Raw genomic sequence first — 14,748 nt, forward strand, 5'->3', positions numbered from 1 at the left:
CGTGCGACCGCTGGGCATAGAGGGCGCCTGGGTGCTGGAGCCCAAGGTGTTCCCGGACGAGCGGGGCAGTTTCCACGAGTGGTACCGCGGCGAGGAGTTCCGCGAGGCCACCGGGTACGACCTGGAGCTGGCGCAGGCGAACTGCTCGGTCTCCAAGCGGGGCGTGCTGCGCGGCGTGCACTTCGCGGACGTGCCGCCCGGCCAGGCCAAGTACGTCACGTGTGTGCGTGGCGCCGTCCTGGACGTGGTGGTGGACATCCGCGTCGGCTCACCCACCTTCGGCAGCTGGGAGGCGGTGCGGCTCGACGACGACACGCGGCACGCGGTGTTCCTCGCGGAGGGGCTCGGGCACGCGTTCATGGCGCTGACCGACGACGCCACGGTGGTGTACCTGTGCTCGACCGGCTACGCGCCGGGACGTGAGCACGGGGTGCACCCGCTCGACCCGCGGCTGGGCATCGCCTGGCCCGAGGGGATCGCGCCGGTGCTGTCGGACAAGGACGGGCAGGCGCCGTCGCTGGCCGAGGCGGAGCGGTCCGGGCTGCTTCCGTCGTACGCGGAGTGCTCCGCCTACTACGAGCGGCTGCGCGCCGGGCGGTCCGGCGACTGACGGCGCTTCGCCGAGCGTGGCAGCAGTGGACCCCGTCCTTCGGAGATGAAGGGCGGGGTCCACTGCTGCCGTGCCATGGGCACGGCCCGGCGTCCTAGGACGCCTTCGTCGTCTTGGCGGGGGTGGCGGTGCCGTAGCGGGCCTTGAGGGCCTGGCGCTTGTTGCTGCCCTCCGCGTTCACGCCCTTCTCGATGATCACGAGGTTGTGGAAGAAGTGCACGCCCACGATGTTCTTGTCGGTGTACGTGGGCTTGTAGTCCTCGTCCACGAACTCCTCGTAGTTCAGTCCGTCCGTCAGCCGCTTGAGCAGGCCCATGCTGGTGTCCGGGGAGTCGAGGTCCTCGCTGCCCATCCACTCGGGCCAGTAGGAGCTCTGGGTGTCCTCGACCACGTAGATGCCGCCGTCGGCGAGCAGCGGGAACAGGGTCTTGAACGTGGTGATGACATGCGGGCTGCGGTGGCTGCCGTCGTCGATGATGACGTCGAGCTTGCCGATCTTCCCCGCGATGGACAGCAGCGACTCGGGATCGGACTGGTCGCCGATGTACGTCGTGATCCGGTCCTCGTCGACGAACGACTTGTCCTGGATGTCCACGCCGTGGATCTGCGCCTTGGGGAAGAACGCCTTCCACATGCGCAGCGACGCACCGCCCTGACCGGCCCGGGCGTAGCCGCCGATGCCGATCTCCAGGAGGTTGAACTCCTTGTTCTTCAGGTGCTGGAGGTAGCGCTGGTAGTGCTGCGCGTACTTGTGGGCGCCCCACTTGTCGGTCTTGAAGTGTGCGGCCAGCTTGCACAGGTCGTCGGAGATCGCGGCGACACCCGTGGGGGCCTTCGGCTTGGGCTTCGGCTGGGGGCCGACCGTCCGTTGCTTGACCTTGCGCAGGGTTTCCCAGCCGCGCTCACCGACGACGGGTTTGACGGCCTTCTTCACGGCCGACTTGATCGACATGCTCCGGAATCTCCCTCTGTGATGGTCACGCCAGAGACGGGAAGGCCGCTGCCAGCGCCTCCCGCCAGTCTCGGATGGGGGTGAGGCCGGCCTGCTCCCAGCGCGTATGACCCAGCGCGCTGTACGCGGGGCGGGGCGCGGGCCTCGGGTAGGCCGCACTGCCCACCGGCCGTACCCGGTCGGGGTCGGCACCGAGGTGCCGGAACACCTCGCGGGCCAGTCCGTACCAGGTGGTCTCGCCGGAGCTGGTGGCGTGGAAGACCCCGCTCGCGCCCTGGCCGATGCGGGGGCCGAGGTCGGCGATGCGGGTCGCCACGTCCGCGCTCCAGGTGGGCTGCCCGCGCTGGTCGTCGACGACGTCGACGGTGTCGCGGGAGGCCTCCAGTGCGATCATGGTGCTGACGAAGTTGCGGCCGTGGGCGCCGTAGAGCCAGGCGGTGCGCAGCACGGCGCCGGTCTCGGGCAGCTCCTCGAGCACGGCCTGTTCCCCGGCCAGTTTGGTGCGGCCGTAGGCGGTGCGCGGCGCGGTCGGGTGGTCCTCGGGGTACGGGGTGCTGCGGGCGTCGCCGGCGAAGACGTAGTCGGTGGAGACGTGGACCAGCCGTGCGCCCTGGGCCGCGCAGGCGCGGGCGAGGTGGCGCGGCCCGTCGCCGTTGATCAGCAGCGCCTGCTTCTCGTCGGTCTCGGCGTCGTCGACGGCGGTGTACGCGGCGCAGTTGACCACGAGGTCGGGGCGCTGCCCGGCGAGGACGGTGTCGACGGCGTCGGGGTCGGTGATGTCGAGCGCGGCATGACCGAGGGCCGTCACCTGCTCGCCGCGGCGGGTCAGTTCGGCGACCGTGTCCTGGCCGAGCATCCCGCCGGCTCCGGTGACCAGCCACTTCATACGTGCTCCTGGGCGACGCGCCGCTTCAGCGGCTCCCACCAGGAACGGTTCTCCCGGTACCAGGCGACGGTCTCGGCGAGGCCGGTGGCGAAGTCGTGCCGGGGCTGGTAGCCGAGCTCGGTGTGGATCTTGGTCCAGTCGACGGAGTAGCGCAGGTCGTGGCCCTTGCGGTCCTCGACGTACTCGACCATGTCCCAGTCGGCGCCGCTCGCTTCGAGGAGCAGTCCGGTCAGTTCCTTGTTGCTGAGTTCGGTGCCGCCGCCGATGTTGTAGACCTCGCCGGCCCGGCCCTTGGTGCGCACCAGGTCGACGCCCTGGCAGTGGTCGTCGACGTGCAGCCAGTCGCGGACGTTGCGGCCGTCGCCGTAGAGGGGGACCTTCAGGCCGTCGAGGAGGTTGGTGATGAAGAGCGGGATGACCTTCTCGGGGAACTGGTGGTGGCCGTAGTTGTTGGAGCAGCGGGTGACGCGCACGTCCATGCCGTGGGTGCGGTGGTAGGCGAGGGCGAGCAGGTCGGAGGAGGCCTTGGAGGCCGAGTACGGCGAGTTGGGCTGGAGCGGGTGGTTCTCGGGCCAGGAGCCGTGCTCGATGGAGCCGTAGACCTCGTCGGTGGAGACGTGCACGAAGGGGCCGGTGCCGTGCCGCAGGGCCGCGTCCAGCAGGGTCTGGGTGCCGACCACGTTGGTCATCACGAAGTCGGTCGCTCCGGCGATGGAGCGGTCCACATGGGACTCCGCGGCGAAGTGCACGACCTGGTCGGCGTCGGCCATGAGCTTGTCGACCAGCTCGGCGTCGCGGATGTCGCCCTGGACGAACTCGAGCCGGGGGTGGTCGAGTTCGAGGTTGTCCAGGGTGCCCGCGTAGGTGAGCTTGTCCAGCACGGTGATCCGCGGCGCGTCGGGGGTCTCCGAGGCGAGGAGTCTGCGCACGTACTGGGAGCCGATGAAGCCGGCGGCGCCGGTGACGAGGAGATTCATGAATGGATCTGCACCTTGCTGTGGTCTCCGAGCACGAGGCGGTGGACAGTGGGCATACCGACCGTCGGGGTCACCTCGACATGACGGCCGATGAGGGAGGACTCTATACGCCCCACGCCCTGGATCGAGGAGTCCCGCAACACGATCGAGAACTCCAACTCGCTGTCCTGGATACGGCAGTTCTCGGAGACCGAGGTGAAGGGGCCCACGTAGGAGTCGCTGACGACCGTCCCGGCGCCGATGATCACGGGTCCCACGACACGGGAGCCGGTGATCCGCGCGCCCTCCTCGACGACCACCCGGCCGACGAGCTCGGACCGTTCGTCGACCTCGCCGTCGACGCGGTGCTCGATGGTCTCCAGGACCGTCCGGTTCACCTCCAGCATGTCGACGACGTTGCCGGTGTCCTTCCAGTAGCCCTTGATGACCGTGGAGCGGACGTCGGCGTGGAGGTCGATGAGGTGCTGGATGGCGTGGGTGATCTCCAGCTCGCCGCGCCAGGAGGGTTCGATGGCGCGGACCGCTTCATGGATCGCGGGTGTGAAGAGGTAGACGCCGACCAGGGCGAGGTCGCTCTTGGGGGTCTCGGGCTTCTCCTCCAAGCCGATCACCTGACCCGCGGAGTCGAGTTCGGCGACGCCGAAGGAGCGCGGGTCGGGCACATGGGTGAGGAGGATCTGGGCGGCGGGCCGGTTGACGCGGAACTCGTCGACCAGTTCGGAGATGCCGCCGACGATGAAGTTGTCGCCGAGGTACATCACGAAGTCGTCGTCACCGAGGAAGTCCCGTGCGATCAGCACCGCGTGGGCCAGCCCGAGCGGGCGGTCCTGGGGGATGTAGGTGATCTCCAGGCCGAACTTGGAGCCGTCGCCGACGGCTTCCTCGATCTCGGCGGCGGTGTCACCGACGATCACCCCGACTTCGGTGATCCCGGCGTCCGCGATGGACTCCAGGCCGTAGAAGAGGACGGGTTTGTTGGCCACGGGAACGAGTTGCTTGGCCGAGGTGTGGGTGATCGGCCGCAATCGCGTACCGGCGCCACCAGACAGGACAAGAGCCTTCATTTGGTTCACCTTAGTCTGGTTCGCCGGTAACGGACCGTTCGCGAGATGGCTTGCATGTTACGAAAGCCCGTGGTGGCACGGGGTGCATTCGATCAACTCGCGACGTGTTCGGTCAGTTCCCGGTGCACTCGTACGAGTGGTCAGTTCGAGGCCTCAGTCCTCTCCCCTGACGATGTTGCCCTCCGCGGCCGCGCTCATGGCGTACGCGCCGTCGGAATCCACGACGGCCGGCACACAGGTCCGCACGACGGCCCGGCCTCGCAGCCGACGGGCCCTGGCCCAGCCCGTCTCGGGCCGGCGGGCTACGGGTTTCTCAAGAATGTGCGCGGTCACGGCGGTCATCTTCCTTCTGCAGCACGGATGCACGGTGTCCTCGCCACCGGGTACCCCGTCGGCGCCGCTCGGCACTCACCCCGCCGGACTCACTCCTCCAGTGAGATCTCGCTCCACACCTGTTTGCCCCCGCTGACCGGCAGCGTCCCCCAGGCGTCCGACACGACCTCGACCAGAAGGATGCCGCGCCCGCCGGTGGCCTCCCAGCCGATCCGGGTCGCCCTCGCGGGGGTGCGCGGCGAGGAGTCGGCGACGGCGACGCGCAGCCGGTGGTTGACGAGGGTGAGGTCGAGGCGGACCCGGCCGTCGGTGTGCACGAGGGCGTTGGTGACGAGTTCGGACACGACGAGCAGCACGGTGTCCAGGGCGTCGTCGGACACGCCCCAGGTGCGCATGGTGCGCCGGGTGAAGCGGCGGGCGTGTCCGACGGCCTGGGGGACGCGCCACACCGTCCAGCTCTCGCGCTGCGGACGGGTGGCCATGCCGTCGTAGCGCATGAGGAGCAGGGCGACGTCGTCGCTGCGGCGGGCGTTGCCGAGCAGGGCGTCGGCGACCAGGCCCAGATGGGCGGGGTCGGAGACGGACAGCCCGTGGGCGAAGCGGTCCATGCCCTCGTCGATGTCGGAGTCGACGGACTCCACGAGGCCGTCGGTGGTCAGGGCGAGCGTGGTGCCGGGCTGGAGGCTGAGCGGAGTCATCGGGAAGTCCGCCTGCATGACCACACCGAGGGGCGGGCCGCCGTCGGCCTCGGCGATCTCGGTACGGCCGTCCGGGTGACGCAGCACCGGCGGCAGATGGCCGGCGCGCACGCACCAGGCGGAGCCCTCCTCCATGTCGACGTCGACATAGCAGCAGGTGGCGAAGAGGTCGGTCTCCATGTCCATGAGGAGCCGGTTGGCGTGCGAGACGACGACGTCCGGGGGGTGGCCTTCGACGGCGTAGGCGCGCAGGGCGGTGCGCATCTGGCCCATCAGGGTGGCGGCGGCCGCGCTGTGGCCCTGGACGTCGCCGATGACGAGGGCGACGTGGTTGTCGGGCAGCGGGATCACGTCGTACCAGTCGCCGCCCAGCTCCAGCCCCGCGGTGCTCGGCAGATAGCGGGCGACGGCGATGGCACCGGGCAGCTTGGGCAGGCGGCGCGGCAGCAGCTGGCGCTGGAGCATGCCGACGAGCTCGTGTTCGGCGTCGAAGGCGTGGGCCCGCATCAGGGCCTGTCCGGCGAGGCCCGCGGAGGCGGTGAGCAGGGCGCGTTCGTCGGGGCCGAAGTCGTGCGGGTTGTCCCAGCCGATCAGACAGGCGCCGGCCATGCGGCCCCCGCCGGGCAGCGGCAGCACGGCGAGGCCGCCGGGGCCGACCTCGGCGAGGGCGGGTTCCAGGGCGGTGCCGGCGGGCCAGATCTGGGCGCGGCCCTCGCTCAGGGCGGCGGCGAGGGTGGGCATGGCGCGCACCGGCGCGTCGGGCCATTCGGTGCGCCACTCCAGGCGCCACAGCTCGGGCCAGGACTCCTGTTCGGGAGGGTCGAGGACGGTGACGATGAGCCGGTCGCCCTCCAGCTCGGCGAGCGCGATGCGATCGGCCTGGAGCGGCTTGCGCAGGGCGGCGACCACGGCCTGGCTGACGTCACGCACGGTGCCGGCGGTGGCCAGGGCGGCGGCCAGGCGCTGGACGCGGGCCACGTCGGTGACGTCGGAGCGCAGGGTGGAGGCGTCGGCGACGGTGCCCACCAGGCGGGCGGGCCGGCCCTCGCGGCCCGGCAGGAGGCGGCCGCGCAGTCTGAGCCACTTGGGTGGGCCGGTGGGCTGGAGGACGCGGAACTCCAGCTCGCGGTCGCCGATGGACATGTGGTCGGCCTCGACGACCGACATCAGGGACGGCAGGTCCTCCGGCACGGTCAGTGCCAGCAGGGTCTCCACCCGGCCGTCGAAGTCCTCGCGGCCCATGCGGAACAGTTCCAGGATGTCGACGCCGACCTCGATGCGTCCGGTGTCCATGGCGAGGCTGAACGCGTTGGCGAGCAGTTCCTCGCCCTCCGCGGGCCGGGCCGGGGCGGCGTAGGCCACGGCGTCGGCGATCAGTTCCAGGCATGCCCGGTCGTCGGCGTCGAAGCCGTCCGGGCGCTCGCTCACCGCGACCAGACAGCCTGTGCCGCCGTCCCCGCGGGCCGGCAGGGCCGCGAGGCAGAAGTCTCCCGCCGGGGTGCGCCGCGACTCGGCGGCCTCGGCGAGCTCCTCGGGGCCGAGCCAGGCGGCCTTGCCGGTGCGGTGGACGTCGGCCACCGGGGACCGTCCGGAGGCGGGGTAGCCGTCGCGCACGCCGTACAGGGTCCGCGGCACCCCGACCGACTCCACCAGGCACAGCAGCTCCCCGTCCTGGCTCGGCGTGTACACGCCGGCGAAGGAGGCCCTGGCGAAGACGAGCACCTGCTCCAGGACGCGCCGCAGCCGTTCGGGCGAGCCCGGATCGGCCGTGACCGCCTTGAGGGCGATTTCGGCACGCGGCGATCCCGTTCTGCGTCCCGCAGCGCCCTCACTGACCACGTCCGCCATTACAGCGCTTATGAGACACCCGCGCAGCCCCTGTGACCGTTCCGTGGAGTCTCCGTGGTGACTCCACGGGGGTCGCGCTCGAAACTCACCGAACAAGTCTTGACCCATGCGTTCCGCACGGTGATCTCGTGACAGCCATGACTGTCCGTGCCCGCCGTCCCCGCAGGAAGCTCGATGCCGGGCCACGGAGGGGGTCGTATGGACAAGCGGTACGAGGTGTACGCGCTCGCCGACCGGCACTTCTACGAGACGCCGGACCGGCTGTCCGCGGGAGTGACCGAGGCGGCGCCCCAGTACGGGACGGCACGGCGCGAGGTGCCCGCCGGCTGGGACGCGTCGCGGATCGGCGACTGGCTGACGCTGACACCGCTCGGCCCGGACGGCGCCCCCGCGCCGGGACCGGCCCAGGGCTGGAAGATCCACGCTTCGGCCACCCGGGCGAACGCCGAGCGGATCGCGGCGATCGTGTGGGACTACTGCGTGCCGCGGCGCATCGCGTTCAAGTTCGTGCCGGGACCGCATCTGCTGCACCTGCGCAACACCAAGTACGCCGGCCGCGACACCAGCGGCAAGTTCGTCACGATCTACCCGGCCGACGAGCAGCAGCTGCATGTCGTCCTGCGTGAGCTGGGCAAGCTCCTCGAAGGCTTCGAGGGCCCTTACATCCTGACCGACCTGCGCTGGTACGACGGTCCGCTCTACGTCCGCTACGGCGCGTTCGCCCGCACCTTCGTGGTCGACGAGCGGGGCTCGCTGGTGCCGGCGGTGCGGGACGGCGCCGGGAAGCTGATTCCCGACCGGCGGGCGCCCTCCTTCCAGGTCCCCGAGTGGGTGACGCTGCCGGCGTTCCTGGAGCCGCATCTGGCGGCGCGGAACACGACGACGGTGGGCGACCTGCCGTACCGGATCGAAAAGGCGCTGCACTTCTCGAACGGCGGCGGGGTGTACGCGGGCACCGACACCCGGGACGGCAGCAAGGTCGTCCTCAAGGAGGGGCGGCCGCACGCGGGGCTGGCGTCGGACGGGGCGGACGCGATCTCTCGGCTGGAGCGGGAGAAGTACGCCCTGGAGCAGGTGGCGGGGACGGGTGTGGTGCCGGAGGTGCGGGACTGGTTCACACTCGGCGACCACCGGTTCCTCGTCATGGACTTCCTGGAGGGGCGCCCGCTCAACTCGTTCTTCGCGGAGCGGCATCCGCTGCTCACCCCGGATCCGGATCCGAAGGCCGTGGCGGACTACACGGCGTGGGCGGTCCGTATCCACGGGGCCGTGGAGCGGGCGGTGGCGGCGGTGCACGCGCGCGGGATCGTCTTCAACGACCTGCATGTCTTCAACATCATGGTCGGCCCGGACGAGGAGTCGGTGTCCCTGCTCGACTTCGAGGCGGCCGCGCCCGTCACCGAGAACGGCCGCCAGGTGGTCGCCCACCCCGGGTTCTTCGCCCCGCCGGACCGTACCGGCGTCGACGTCGACCGGTACGCGCTGGCCTGTCTCCGGCTCGCCCTGTTCCTGCCGGTCACCACGCTGTTCGTGGTCGACCGGGGCAAGGCGGCCCATCTGGCGGAGGTGATCTCCCGTCAGTTCCCGGACGTGCCCCGCGAGTTCCTCGACGAGGCGGTCGCGGAGATCACCCGGGGGACACCGGGGCGCACAGCGTCCTACGTGGCGCCCGGCGACTGGCCCTTCAGCCGCGACTCGATGGTCAAGGCGATCCTCGCCTCGGCCACCCCGGAGCGCGAGGACCGGCTCTTCCCCGGCGACATCACCCAGTTCTCCGACGGCGGCGGCCTGGGCCTCGCGCACGGTGCGGCCGGGGTGCTGTACGCGCTGGACGCGGTCGGCGCCGACCGGTACGAGGAGGGCGAGCGCTGGCTGCTGGCCCGCACCGCGCCACCGCCGAGGGGCACCCCGCTGGGGCTGTACGACGGTCTCGCGGGCGTCGCCCACGTCCTGGAACGGCTCGGGCACCGGCAGCGCGCCCTCGACCTGATCGCGTCGATCCTCGCCGAGCGCTGGCAGAACCTCTCCTCCGACCTGCACGGCGGGCTGGCCGGGCTCGGCCTGGTGCTCGGCGAGTTGGCCCGCACGACGGGCGAACCGGAGCTGCGGGAGCGGGCAGCGGAGGCCGCCGGCATCCTCGTACGGCGTCTCGCGGAGCCGCCCCCGGACACACCGCGGCGGCGCCGGGCCGGGCTGCTGCGGGGCGCGAGCGGGGCCGCGCTGTTCCTGCTGCGGCAGTACGAACTCACCGGTGAGCCGGGGCTGTTGGCGGCGGCCGAGGTGGCGTTGCGGCGGGACCTGGAGTGCTGCGCGACCCGCGAGGGCGGAGCGATGGAGGTCGACGAGGGGTGGCGCACGCTGCCGTATCTCGGCGACGGCAGCGCGGGCATCGGGATGGTCCTGGACGACTACCTCGCCCAAGTCGGCTCCCCGGCCGAGGAGTTCGTCGGCGCCAGGAACGGCATCCTGACGGCCGCCACCTGCCGCTTCTATGTACAGCCCGGCCTCTTCCAGGGCCGTGCCGGACTGATCCTGCACCTCGCCCGCACCGGCGACGCACGGCTCGCCGGACAGATCGACGGGCTCGGTTGGTTCGCGATGGACTACCAGGGCCAACTGGCCTTCCCCGGACACCAGATGATGCGGCTCTCGATGGACCTGGGCACCGGAACGGCAGGGTGCCTGCTCGCGCTCGGCGCGGCCCTCGACAGCGATACGCATGCCCACCTGCCGTTCCTGCCGCCGCTCGGGCGGCCCCCACAGCACGGTCCCGCGAACTGACGGAGCCGTGACCCAACCCCGTCCCCACGGGTGGACGACACCGATGGAAGGAAGCGACATGGCACTTCTCGACCTGCAGACGATGGAGTCCGACGAGCACACCGGCGGCGGCAACAGCACCCTCAGCCTGCTGTCCTGCGTCAGCGCCGCGAGCATCACGCTCTGTCTCTGACGCGCACCCTGCGTACCTAGGCTCCGGGCGGTCCGCTCCCGTGCGGGAGGGGCCGCCCGGAGTCCCGCACATCGAGGGGTGACATGGCTGAGAACGTCGTCACACCGCACGGGCCGCTCGGTCCGGCGCCCGCCCGCTGGCTGGCCCTGTGCCTGGCGAGCACGGCGGCGACCGGCGCCGCCCTGCTGCTGCCCGCCGTGCTGGGCCGCACCCTGGACCTGCTCCTCGCGCACGACCCGGCGACCCGCTGGGTGCTGTACTGCGCCGCGCTCGTCCTGCTGATCGCCCTCCTCGACGCTTGCGAGACCGTGCTCACCGGCACGGTCGACGCCCGCACCACCGCCTGGCTGCGCCGCCGCCTCACCGGTCATGTCCTGGCCGTCGGCCCGCGCGCCGCCGCCCGCTTCGGGCCAGGCGATCTCGTCGCCCGCCTCGTCGGCAACGCCGCGCAGGCCGGCACCGCGCCGACCTCCCGTGCCGCCCTGCTGTCCGCGCCGGCCGGACCGGTCGGCGGTCTGGTGGCCCTCGTTCTGATCGATCCGTGGCTCGCGGCCGTGTGGCTGGCCGGAGCACCGGTCCTGGCGCTGCTGCTGCGCGCCTTCGCCCGCGACACCCGGGAGTGTGTGACGCGTTACCAACAGGTGCAGGGGCGGATCGCGGCGGCGCTGTCCGAGGCCGTCGGCGGACACCGCACGATCGCGGCGGCCGGGACGGCGGACCGCGAGACGGCGCGGATCCTGCGTCCGCTGCCCGAACTCTCCTCGGCCGGGCACCGCATGTGGCGGGTGCACGGGCGGGCGGCCGGCCAGTCCGTGGCCGTCGCGCCGCTGCTCCAGCTCGGTGTCGTCGCGGTGGCCGGTGTCCTGCTCGCCCGGCACCGGCTGACCGTGGGCGAGGTGCTCGCCGCCTCGCGCTACGCGGTGCTCGCGACCGGCGTCGGCGTCCTGGTGGGACAGCTCGCGGGACTGGCCCGCGCCCGGGCCGCCGCCGGACGGCTCACGGAGGTGCTCGCGGAGCCCGCCGTTGTTCACGGCGAGCGCCGATTGCCCTGTGGCCCCGGCCGGTTGGAGTTGCGCGGTGTCACCGCCCTGCGCGGCGGACGGGCCGTGCTCGACGGAGTGGACCTCGTCGTGCCCGGCGGGACGACCCTCGCCGTGGTCGGCCGCTCCGGCGCCGGCAAGTCGCTGCTGGCTGCGCTCGCCGGACGCCTCGCCGACCCGGACGCCGGGGAGGTCCTGCTCGACGGGGTGCCGCTGCGGGAACTGACCCACGACGAGCTGCGCCGGGCGATCGGCCACGCCTTCGAACGACCCGCCCTGCTGGGCGGCACGCTGGAGGAGGAGATCGGCCTCGGCCTCGCGTCCCCCTCCCCCGCCCGGATCCGCGAAGCGGCCCGCGCGGCCCACGCGGACGACTTCGTGAGCCGACTGCCCGCCGGCTACGCCACCCGCTGCGCCGACGCCCCGCGCTCCGGCGGCGAGTCCCAACGTCTGGGCCTGGCCCGCGCGTTCGCCCACGGCGGCCGCCTCCTCGTCCTCGACGACGCCCTGTCCAGCCTCGACACCGTGACGGAGGCCCGCATCACCGAGTCCCTGCTGGGCACCGGCACGAACGGCACCCGCCTGCTCATCGCCCACCGAGCCTCGACGGCGGCCCGCGCGGACACGGTCGCCTGGCTGGACGAGGGGCGGGTACGGGCGGTCGGCCCGCATGAGGAGTTGTGGACGACGCCGGGGTACCGGGCGGTGTTCGCGGGCGGGGAGGGGGCGTGAGGGGCGGGGGCGATCGAGCGGAGCCGGCCGGCGGGGTGCTGCGTCCCGGGCTGCGCTTCCTGCGGGAGCGCCGGCGGGTCGTGTTGCGGCTCGGGGCGTGGTCCGTGCTGGAGACCGGGCAGACCTTTCTCACCGGGTACGCGCCGGCCCGCGCTCTGGACGAGGGGTTCCTGGCGGGGCGGGCGGGCACGGGGCTGTTGTGGCTCGGGGTGGCCGGGATCGGGGTGCTCGTCGGGGCGTACGGGACGGTGCGGGTGTATGACGCGGTCGCCTCGCTCGTAGAACCGCTCAGGGACCGGCTCGTGACGCGGGTCGTCGCGCGCGGGGTGCGGGAGGGGGACGCCGGGGCCTTGTCCGGGCTCACCCAGCAGGCCGAGATCGCGCGGGACACGTTCGCCGGGCTGGTGATGGTGTCGCGTTCGTTCGTGTTCACCGCGGCCGGTGCCCTCGTCGGCCTGTTCTCGCTCGCCCCGTTGCTCCTTGTGGTCGTCGGGCTCCCGCTGCTCGCCGGGGTGGCGCTGTTCGCGGCGACGCTACGGCCGCTGGCCCGTCGTCAGGAGGCGTTCCTGGTCGCCGACGAGGCGCTGGCGGAGCGGCTCGGTGCCGTCTGCCCGGGGCTGCGGGACATCACGGCGGCCGGTGCGGAGCAACAGGTCGCCCACGGCACCGGGGAGCGGGTCGACGCCGAACTGCGGGCCGCGACGTCCCTGGCCCGCTGGAGCGTGCTGCGCGTGGCGTCGCTCGCGATCGGCGGCCAGTTGCCGATCGTGCTGCTGCTCGCCACCGCGCCCTGGCTGCTCCGCAACGGCGTCACCACGGGCGCCCTGGTCGGCGCCCTCGCCTACGTCACCCAGTCCCTGCTGCCCGCCCTGAACAACCTGGTGCACGGGCTGGGCACGAGCGGATCGCGGCTGGTGGTCGTGGTGCGGCGGCTGGTCCGGGACAGCACGCGGGAGACGGGTGCGACGGGGAAGAGGGCGCCCCTTTCCGCGGGCGAACCGTCCGAACGGCCGCCCATGAGCGAGCCGCCTGCCCAACTCGCTCACCCCACCGGCACCCCCGCCCTCTCCCTCACGTCCCTCACCTTCGCCTACGGCCCCACCGCCGCCCCCGTCGTCCAGGACCTCCACCTCACCCTCCCGCCCGGCGCCCACCTCGCCGTCGTAGGACCGAGCGGCACAGGGAAGTCCACGCTCACCGCACTGGTCGCCGGGCTGCTGGAGCCCGGGGAGGGCTCGGTCCGGGTGTACGGGCATCCCGTACCCGGAGCGGAGGCCGCCGCGCTGCGCGTGCTGATCCCGCAGCAGGCGTACGTCCACACCGGCACCCTCGCCGAGAACCTCGAGCATCTGCGCCCGGACCCCGTGCCCGAGGCGGAACTCCTCGCCGCGGCCCAGGCGGTGGGACTCCTGCCGTTGCTCGAAACGCTCGGCGGACCGCGGGCGACGGTCGATCCTTCGGCGCTCTCCGCGGGCGAGCGGCAGCTCGTGGCGCTGACCCGTGCCTATCTGTCGTACGCCCCCCTCGTCCTGCTCGACGAGGCGACGTGCCATCTGGACCCGGAGGCCGAGGAGCGTGCGGAGCGGGCCTTCGCCGAGCGGCCCGGCACCCTGGTGGTCGTGGCGCACCGCATGAGCTCGGCCCGGCGCGCCCACCGGGTCCTGGTCATGGACGGCCGGGAGACGGCGTACGGGACGCATGACGAGCTCATGCGGGGCTCGGCGCTCTACCGGGATCTCGTCGGCAGGTGGACGCCCGTGGTGTCAGAGCCAGCCCTCGCCCTGCGAGATCCGGATCGCGTCGACGCGGTTGCGGGCCCCGGTCTTGCGGGTGATGGCCGCCATGTAGTTGCGCACCGTCCCGTGGGACAGATGCAGGCTCCCCGCGATCTCCTTGACGGAGGCGCCCTCGGCGGCCAGGACTAACACGCTCAACTCCCGTCTGGTCAGCGGCATTTCGGCGGCCCTGAGGAAGCCGAAACCCAGCGAGTCATCGATGAAACGTTTCCCTTCCGCGACCCGCCGGATGCCGCGCACCAGGTGTTCCGGTGAACCCTCCTTGTCGACGTAGCCGAGCGCTCCCGCCTCGGCGGCGCGTTTCAGGAGTCCCGGCCGGTTGGCGCTGGCCAGGACCAGGAGGCGGGGCGGTGGCGCGTCGGAGTGGCGCGTGCCCAGGTCGCGCAGTGGAGGGATGCCGTAGCTGTCCGAGCATTCGAGGTCGGCCGCGCAGACGTCCGGCGCCACGGTTCGCAGCCGGCTCGGGGCGCTGCGCCACGGGGCGTCGAACACCCCGAGGTCCGGCTCCCGGCGCAGCCACTCCGCCAGAACCGATCTGACCAGACACTCGTCGTGCACCAGAAGAACCCGGATCAACTGCCCGTCCCTTCGACTCACGTTCGCCGGTTCCATGGGGTGAGGAGCGCGTGCCCCATTGTTCGCGCCCCGCACCTTTCACGGGCGCGAAGAACCGGCCAACAGGGTGCGTGGGGGCGCACAACCGGAGCCCGTACGCCCGCCGCGCGCTTCGACTGTGGGGGCATGGGAGGGGGCCGATGGGGTAGGCGTCGGCGCTCATCGTCGTGCCGGGACGCACGAACGGTCCGGCCCTCCCGCCGGAGGGCCGGACCGTGTCCGTGGACTGCTGGTGGGGCTCTGT

11 protein-coding genes and 1 pseudogene are annotated in these 14,748 nt (G+C 72.3%); 5 read left to right on the forward strand and 7 right to left on the reverse strand.

The annotated features are described in order from the left end of the window. The first annotated feature begins 1 nt into the window (after position 1). A complete protein-coding gene (rfbC, locus tag ACFY0U_RS22060) occupies positions 2 to 610 on the forward strand; it encodes a dTDP-4-dehydrorhamnose 3,5-epimerase (RefSeq protein ID WP_388638325.1) in 609 nt (202 codons plus the stop codon). Positions 611 to 704: 94 nt separating this feature from the next. On the opposite strand, the gene ACFY0U_RS22065 is transcribed toward rfbC, so the two are convergent. The 6 genes from ACFY0U_RS22065 to ACFY0U_RS22090 form a co-directional block, all read right to left on the reverse strand. Beyond that, entirely contained in the window at positions 705 to 1,562 is an 858-nt protein-coding gene (locus ACFY0U_RS22065) for a hypothetical protein (RefSeq protein WP_388638327.1), read from the reverse strand. A gap of 25 nt (positions 1,563 to 1,587) precedes the next feature. Then, complete coding sequence (gene rfbD / locus ACFY0U_RS22070) at positions 1,588 to 2,448, reverse strand: dTDP-4-dehydrorhamnose reductase (RefSeq protein WP_388638329.1); 861 nt, start codon at positions 2,446 to 2,448, stop codon at positions 1,588 to 1,590. Beyond that, positions 2,445 to 3,425, reverse strand: a complete 981-nt coding sequence (gene rfbB, locus ACFY0U_RS22075) for a dTDP-glucose 4,6-dehydratase (RefSeq protein ID WP_388638330.1) — start codon at positions 3,423 to 3,425, stop codon at positions 2,445 to 2,447. The genes rfbD and rfbB overlap by 4 nt, the downstream gene beginning before the upstream one ends. Continuing rightward, entirely contained in the window at positions 3,422 to 4,489 is a 1,068-nt protein-coding gene (locus ACFY0U_RS22080) for a glucose-1-phosphate thymidylyltransferase (RefSeq protein ID WP_388638332.1), read from the reverse strand. The genes rfbB and ACFY0U_RS22080 overlap by 4 nt, the downstream gene beginning before the upstream one ends. A 153-nt stretch (positions 4,490 to 4,642) precedes the next feature. Continuing rightward, complete coding sequence (locus ACFY0U_RS22085) at positions 4,643 to 4,822, reverse strand: hypothetical protein (protein WP_388638974.1); 180 nt, start codon at positions 4,820 to 4,822, stop codon at positions 4,643 to 4,645. Positions 4,823 to 4,911: 89 nt separating this feature from the next. Next, the gene (locus ACFY0U_RS22090; RefSeq protein ID WP_388638334.1) at positions 4,912 to 7,368 is read right to left on the reverse strand and encodes a SpoIIE family protein phosphatase; all 2,457 of its coding nucleotides are present in this window, start codon (positions 7,366 to 7,368) and stop codon (positions 4,912 to 4,914) included. A 198-nt stretch (positions 7,369 to 7,566) separates the two neighbouring features. Between ACFY0U_RS22090 and lanKC the strand changes: the two genes are divergently transcribed. The 4 genes from lanKC to ACFY0U_RS22110 all read left to right on the forward strand — a co-directional run bounded on the left by lanKC (position 7,567) and on the right by ACFY0U_RS22110 (position 14,018). Continuing rightward, positions 7,567 to 10,149, forward strand: coding sequence for a class III lanthionine synthetase LanKC (gene lanKC, locus ACFY0U_RS22095; RefSeq protein ID WP_388638335.1), 2,583 nt, complete (start codon positions 7,567 to 7,569; stop codon positions 10,147 to 10,149). 58 nt (positions 10,150 to 10,207) lie between these two features. Then, positions 10,208 to 10,321, forward strand: coding sequence for a SapB/AmfS family lanthipeptide (locus tag ACFY0U_RS22100; protein ID WP_030045333.1), 114 nt, complete (start codon positions 10,208 to 10,210; stop codon positions 10,319 to 10,321). Positions 10,322 to 10,404: 83 nt separating this feature from the next. Further along, positions 10,405 to 12,093: an ABC transporter ATP-binding protein gene (locus ACFY0U_RS22105; protein ID WP_388638337.1), complete on the forward strand. Its 1,689-nt coding sequence runs from the start codon at positions 10,405 to 10,407 to the stop codon at positions 12,091 to 12,093. Continuing rightward, positions 12,090 to 14,018 carry an ATP-binding cassette domain-containing protein gene (locus ACFY0U_RS22110; protein ID WP_388638339.1) on the forward strand — a complete coding sequence of 643 codons (1,929 nt, stop codon included), beginning with the start codon at positions 12,090 to 12,092 and terminating at the stop codon, positions 14,016 to 14,018. Before ACFY0U_RS22105 ends, ACFY0U_RS22110 begins: the two co-directional genes overlap by 4 nt. Here ACFY0U_RS22110 and ACFY0U_RS22115 read toward each other — a convergent pair. Beyond that, positions 13,941 to 14,501: pseudogene (locus tag ACFY0U_RS22115) on the reverse strand (LuxR C-terminal-related transcriptional regulator); the annotation flags it as partial. The gene ACFY0U_RS22110 and the pseudogene ACFY0U_RS22115 overlap by 78 nt on opposite strands. Between the last annotated feature and the right edge of the window lie 247 nt (positions 14,502 to 14,748).

Source organism: Streptomyces sp. NPDC001536 (assembly GCF_042894505.1).
Lineage (GTDB): Bacteria > Actinomycetota > Actinomycetes > Streptomycetales > Streptomycetaceae > Streptomyces.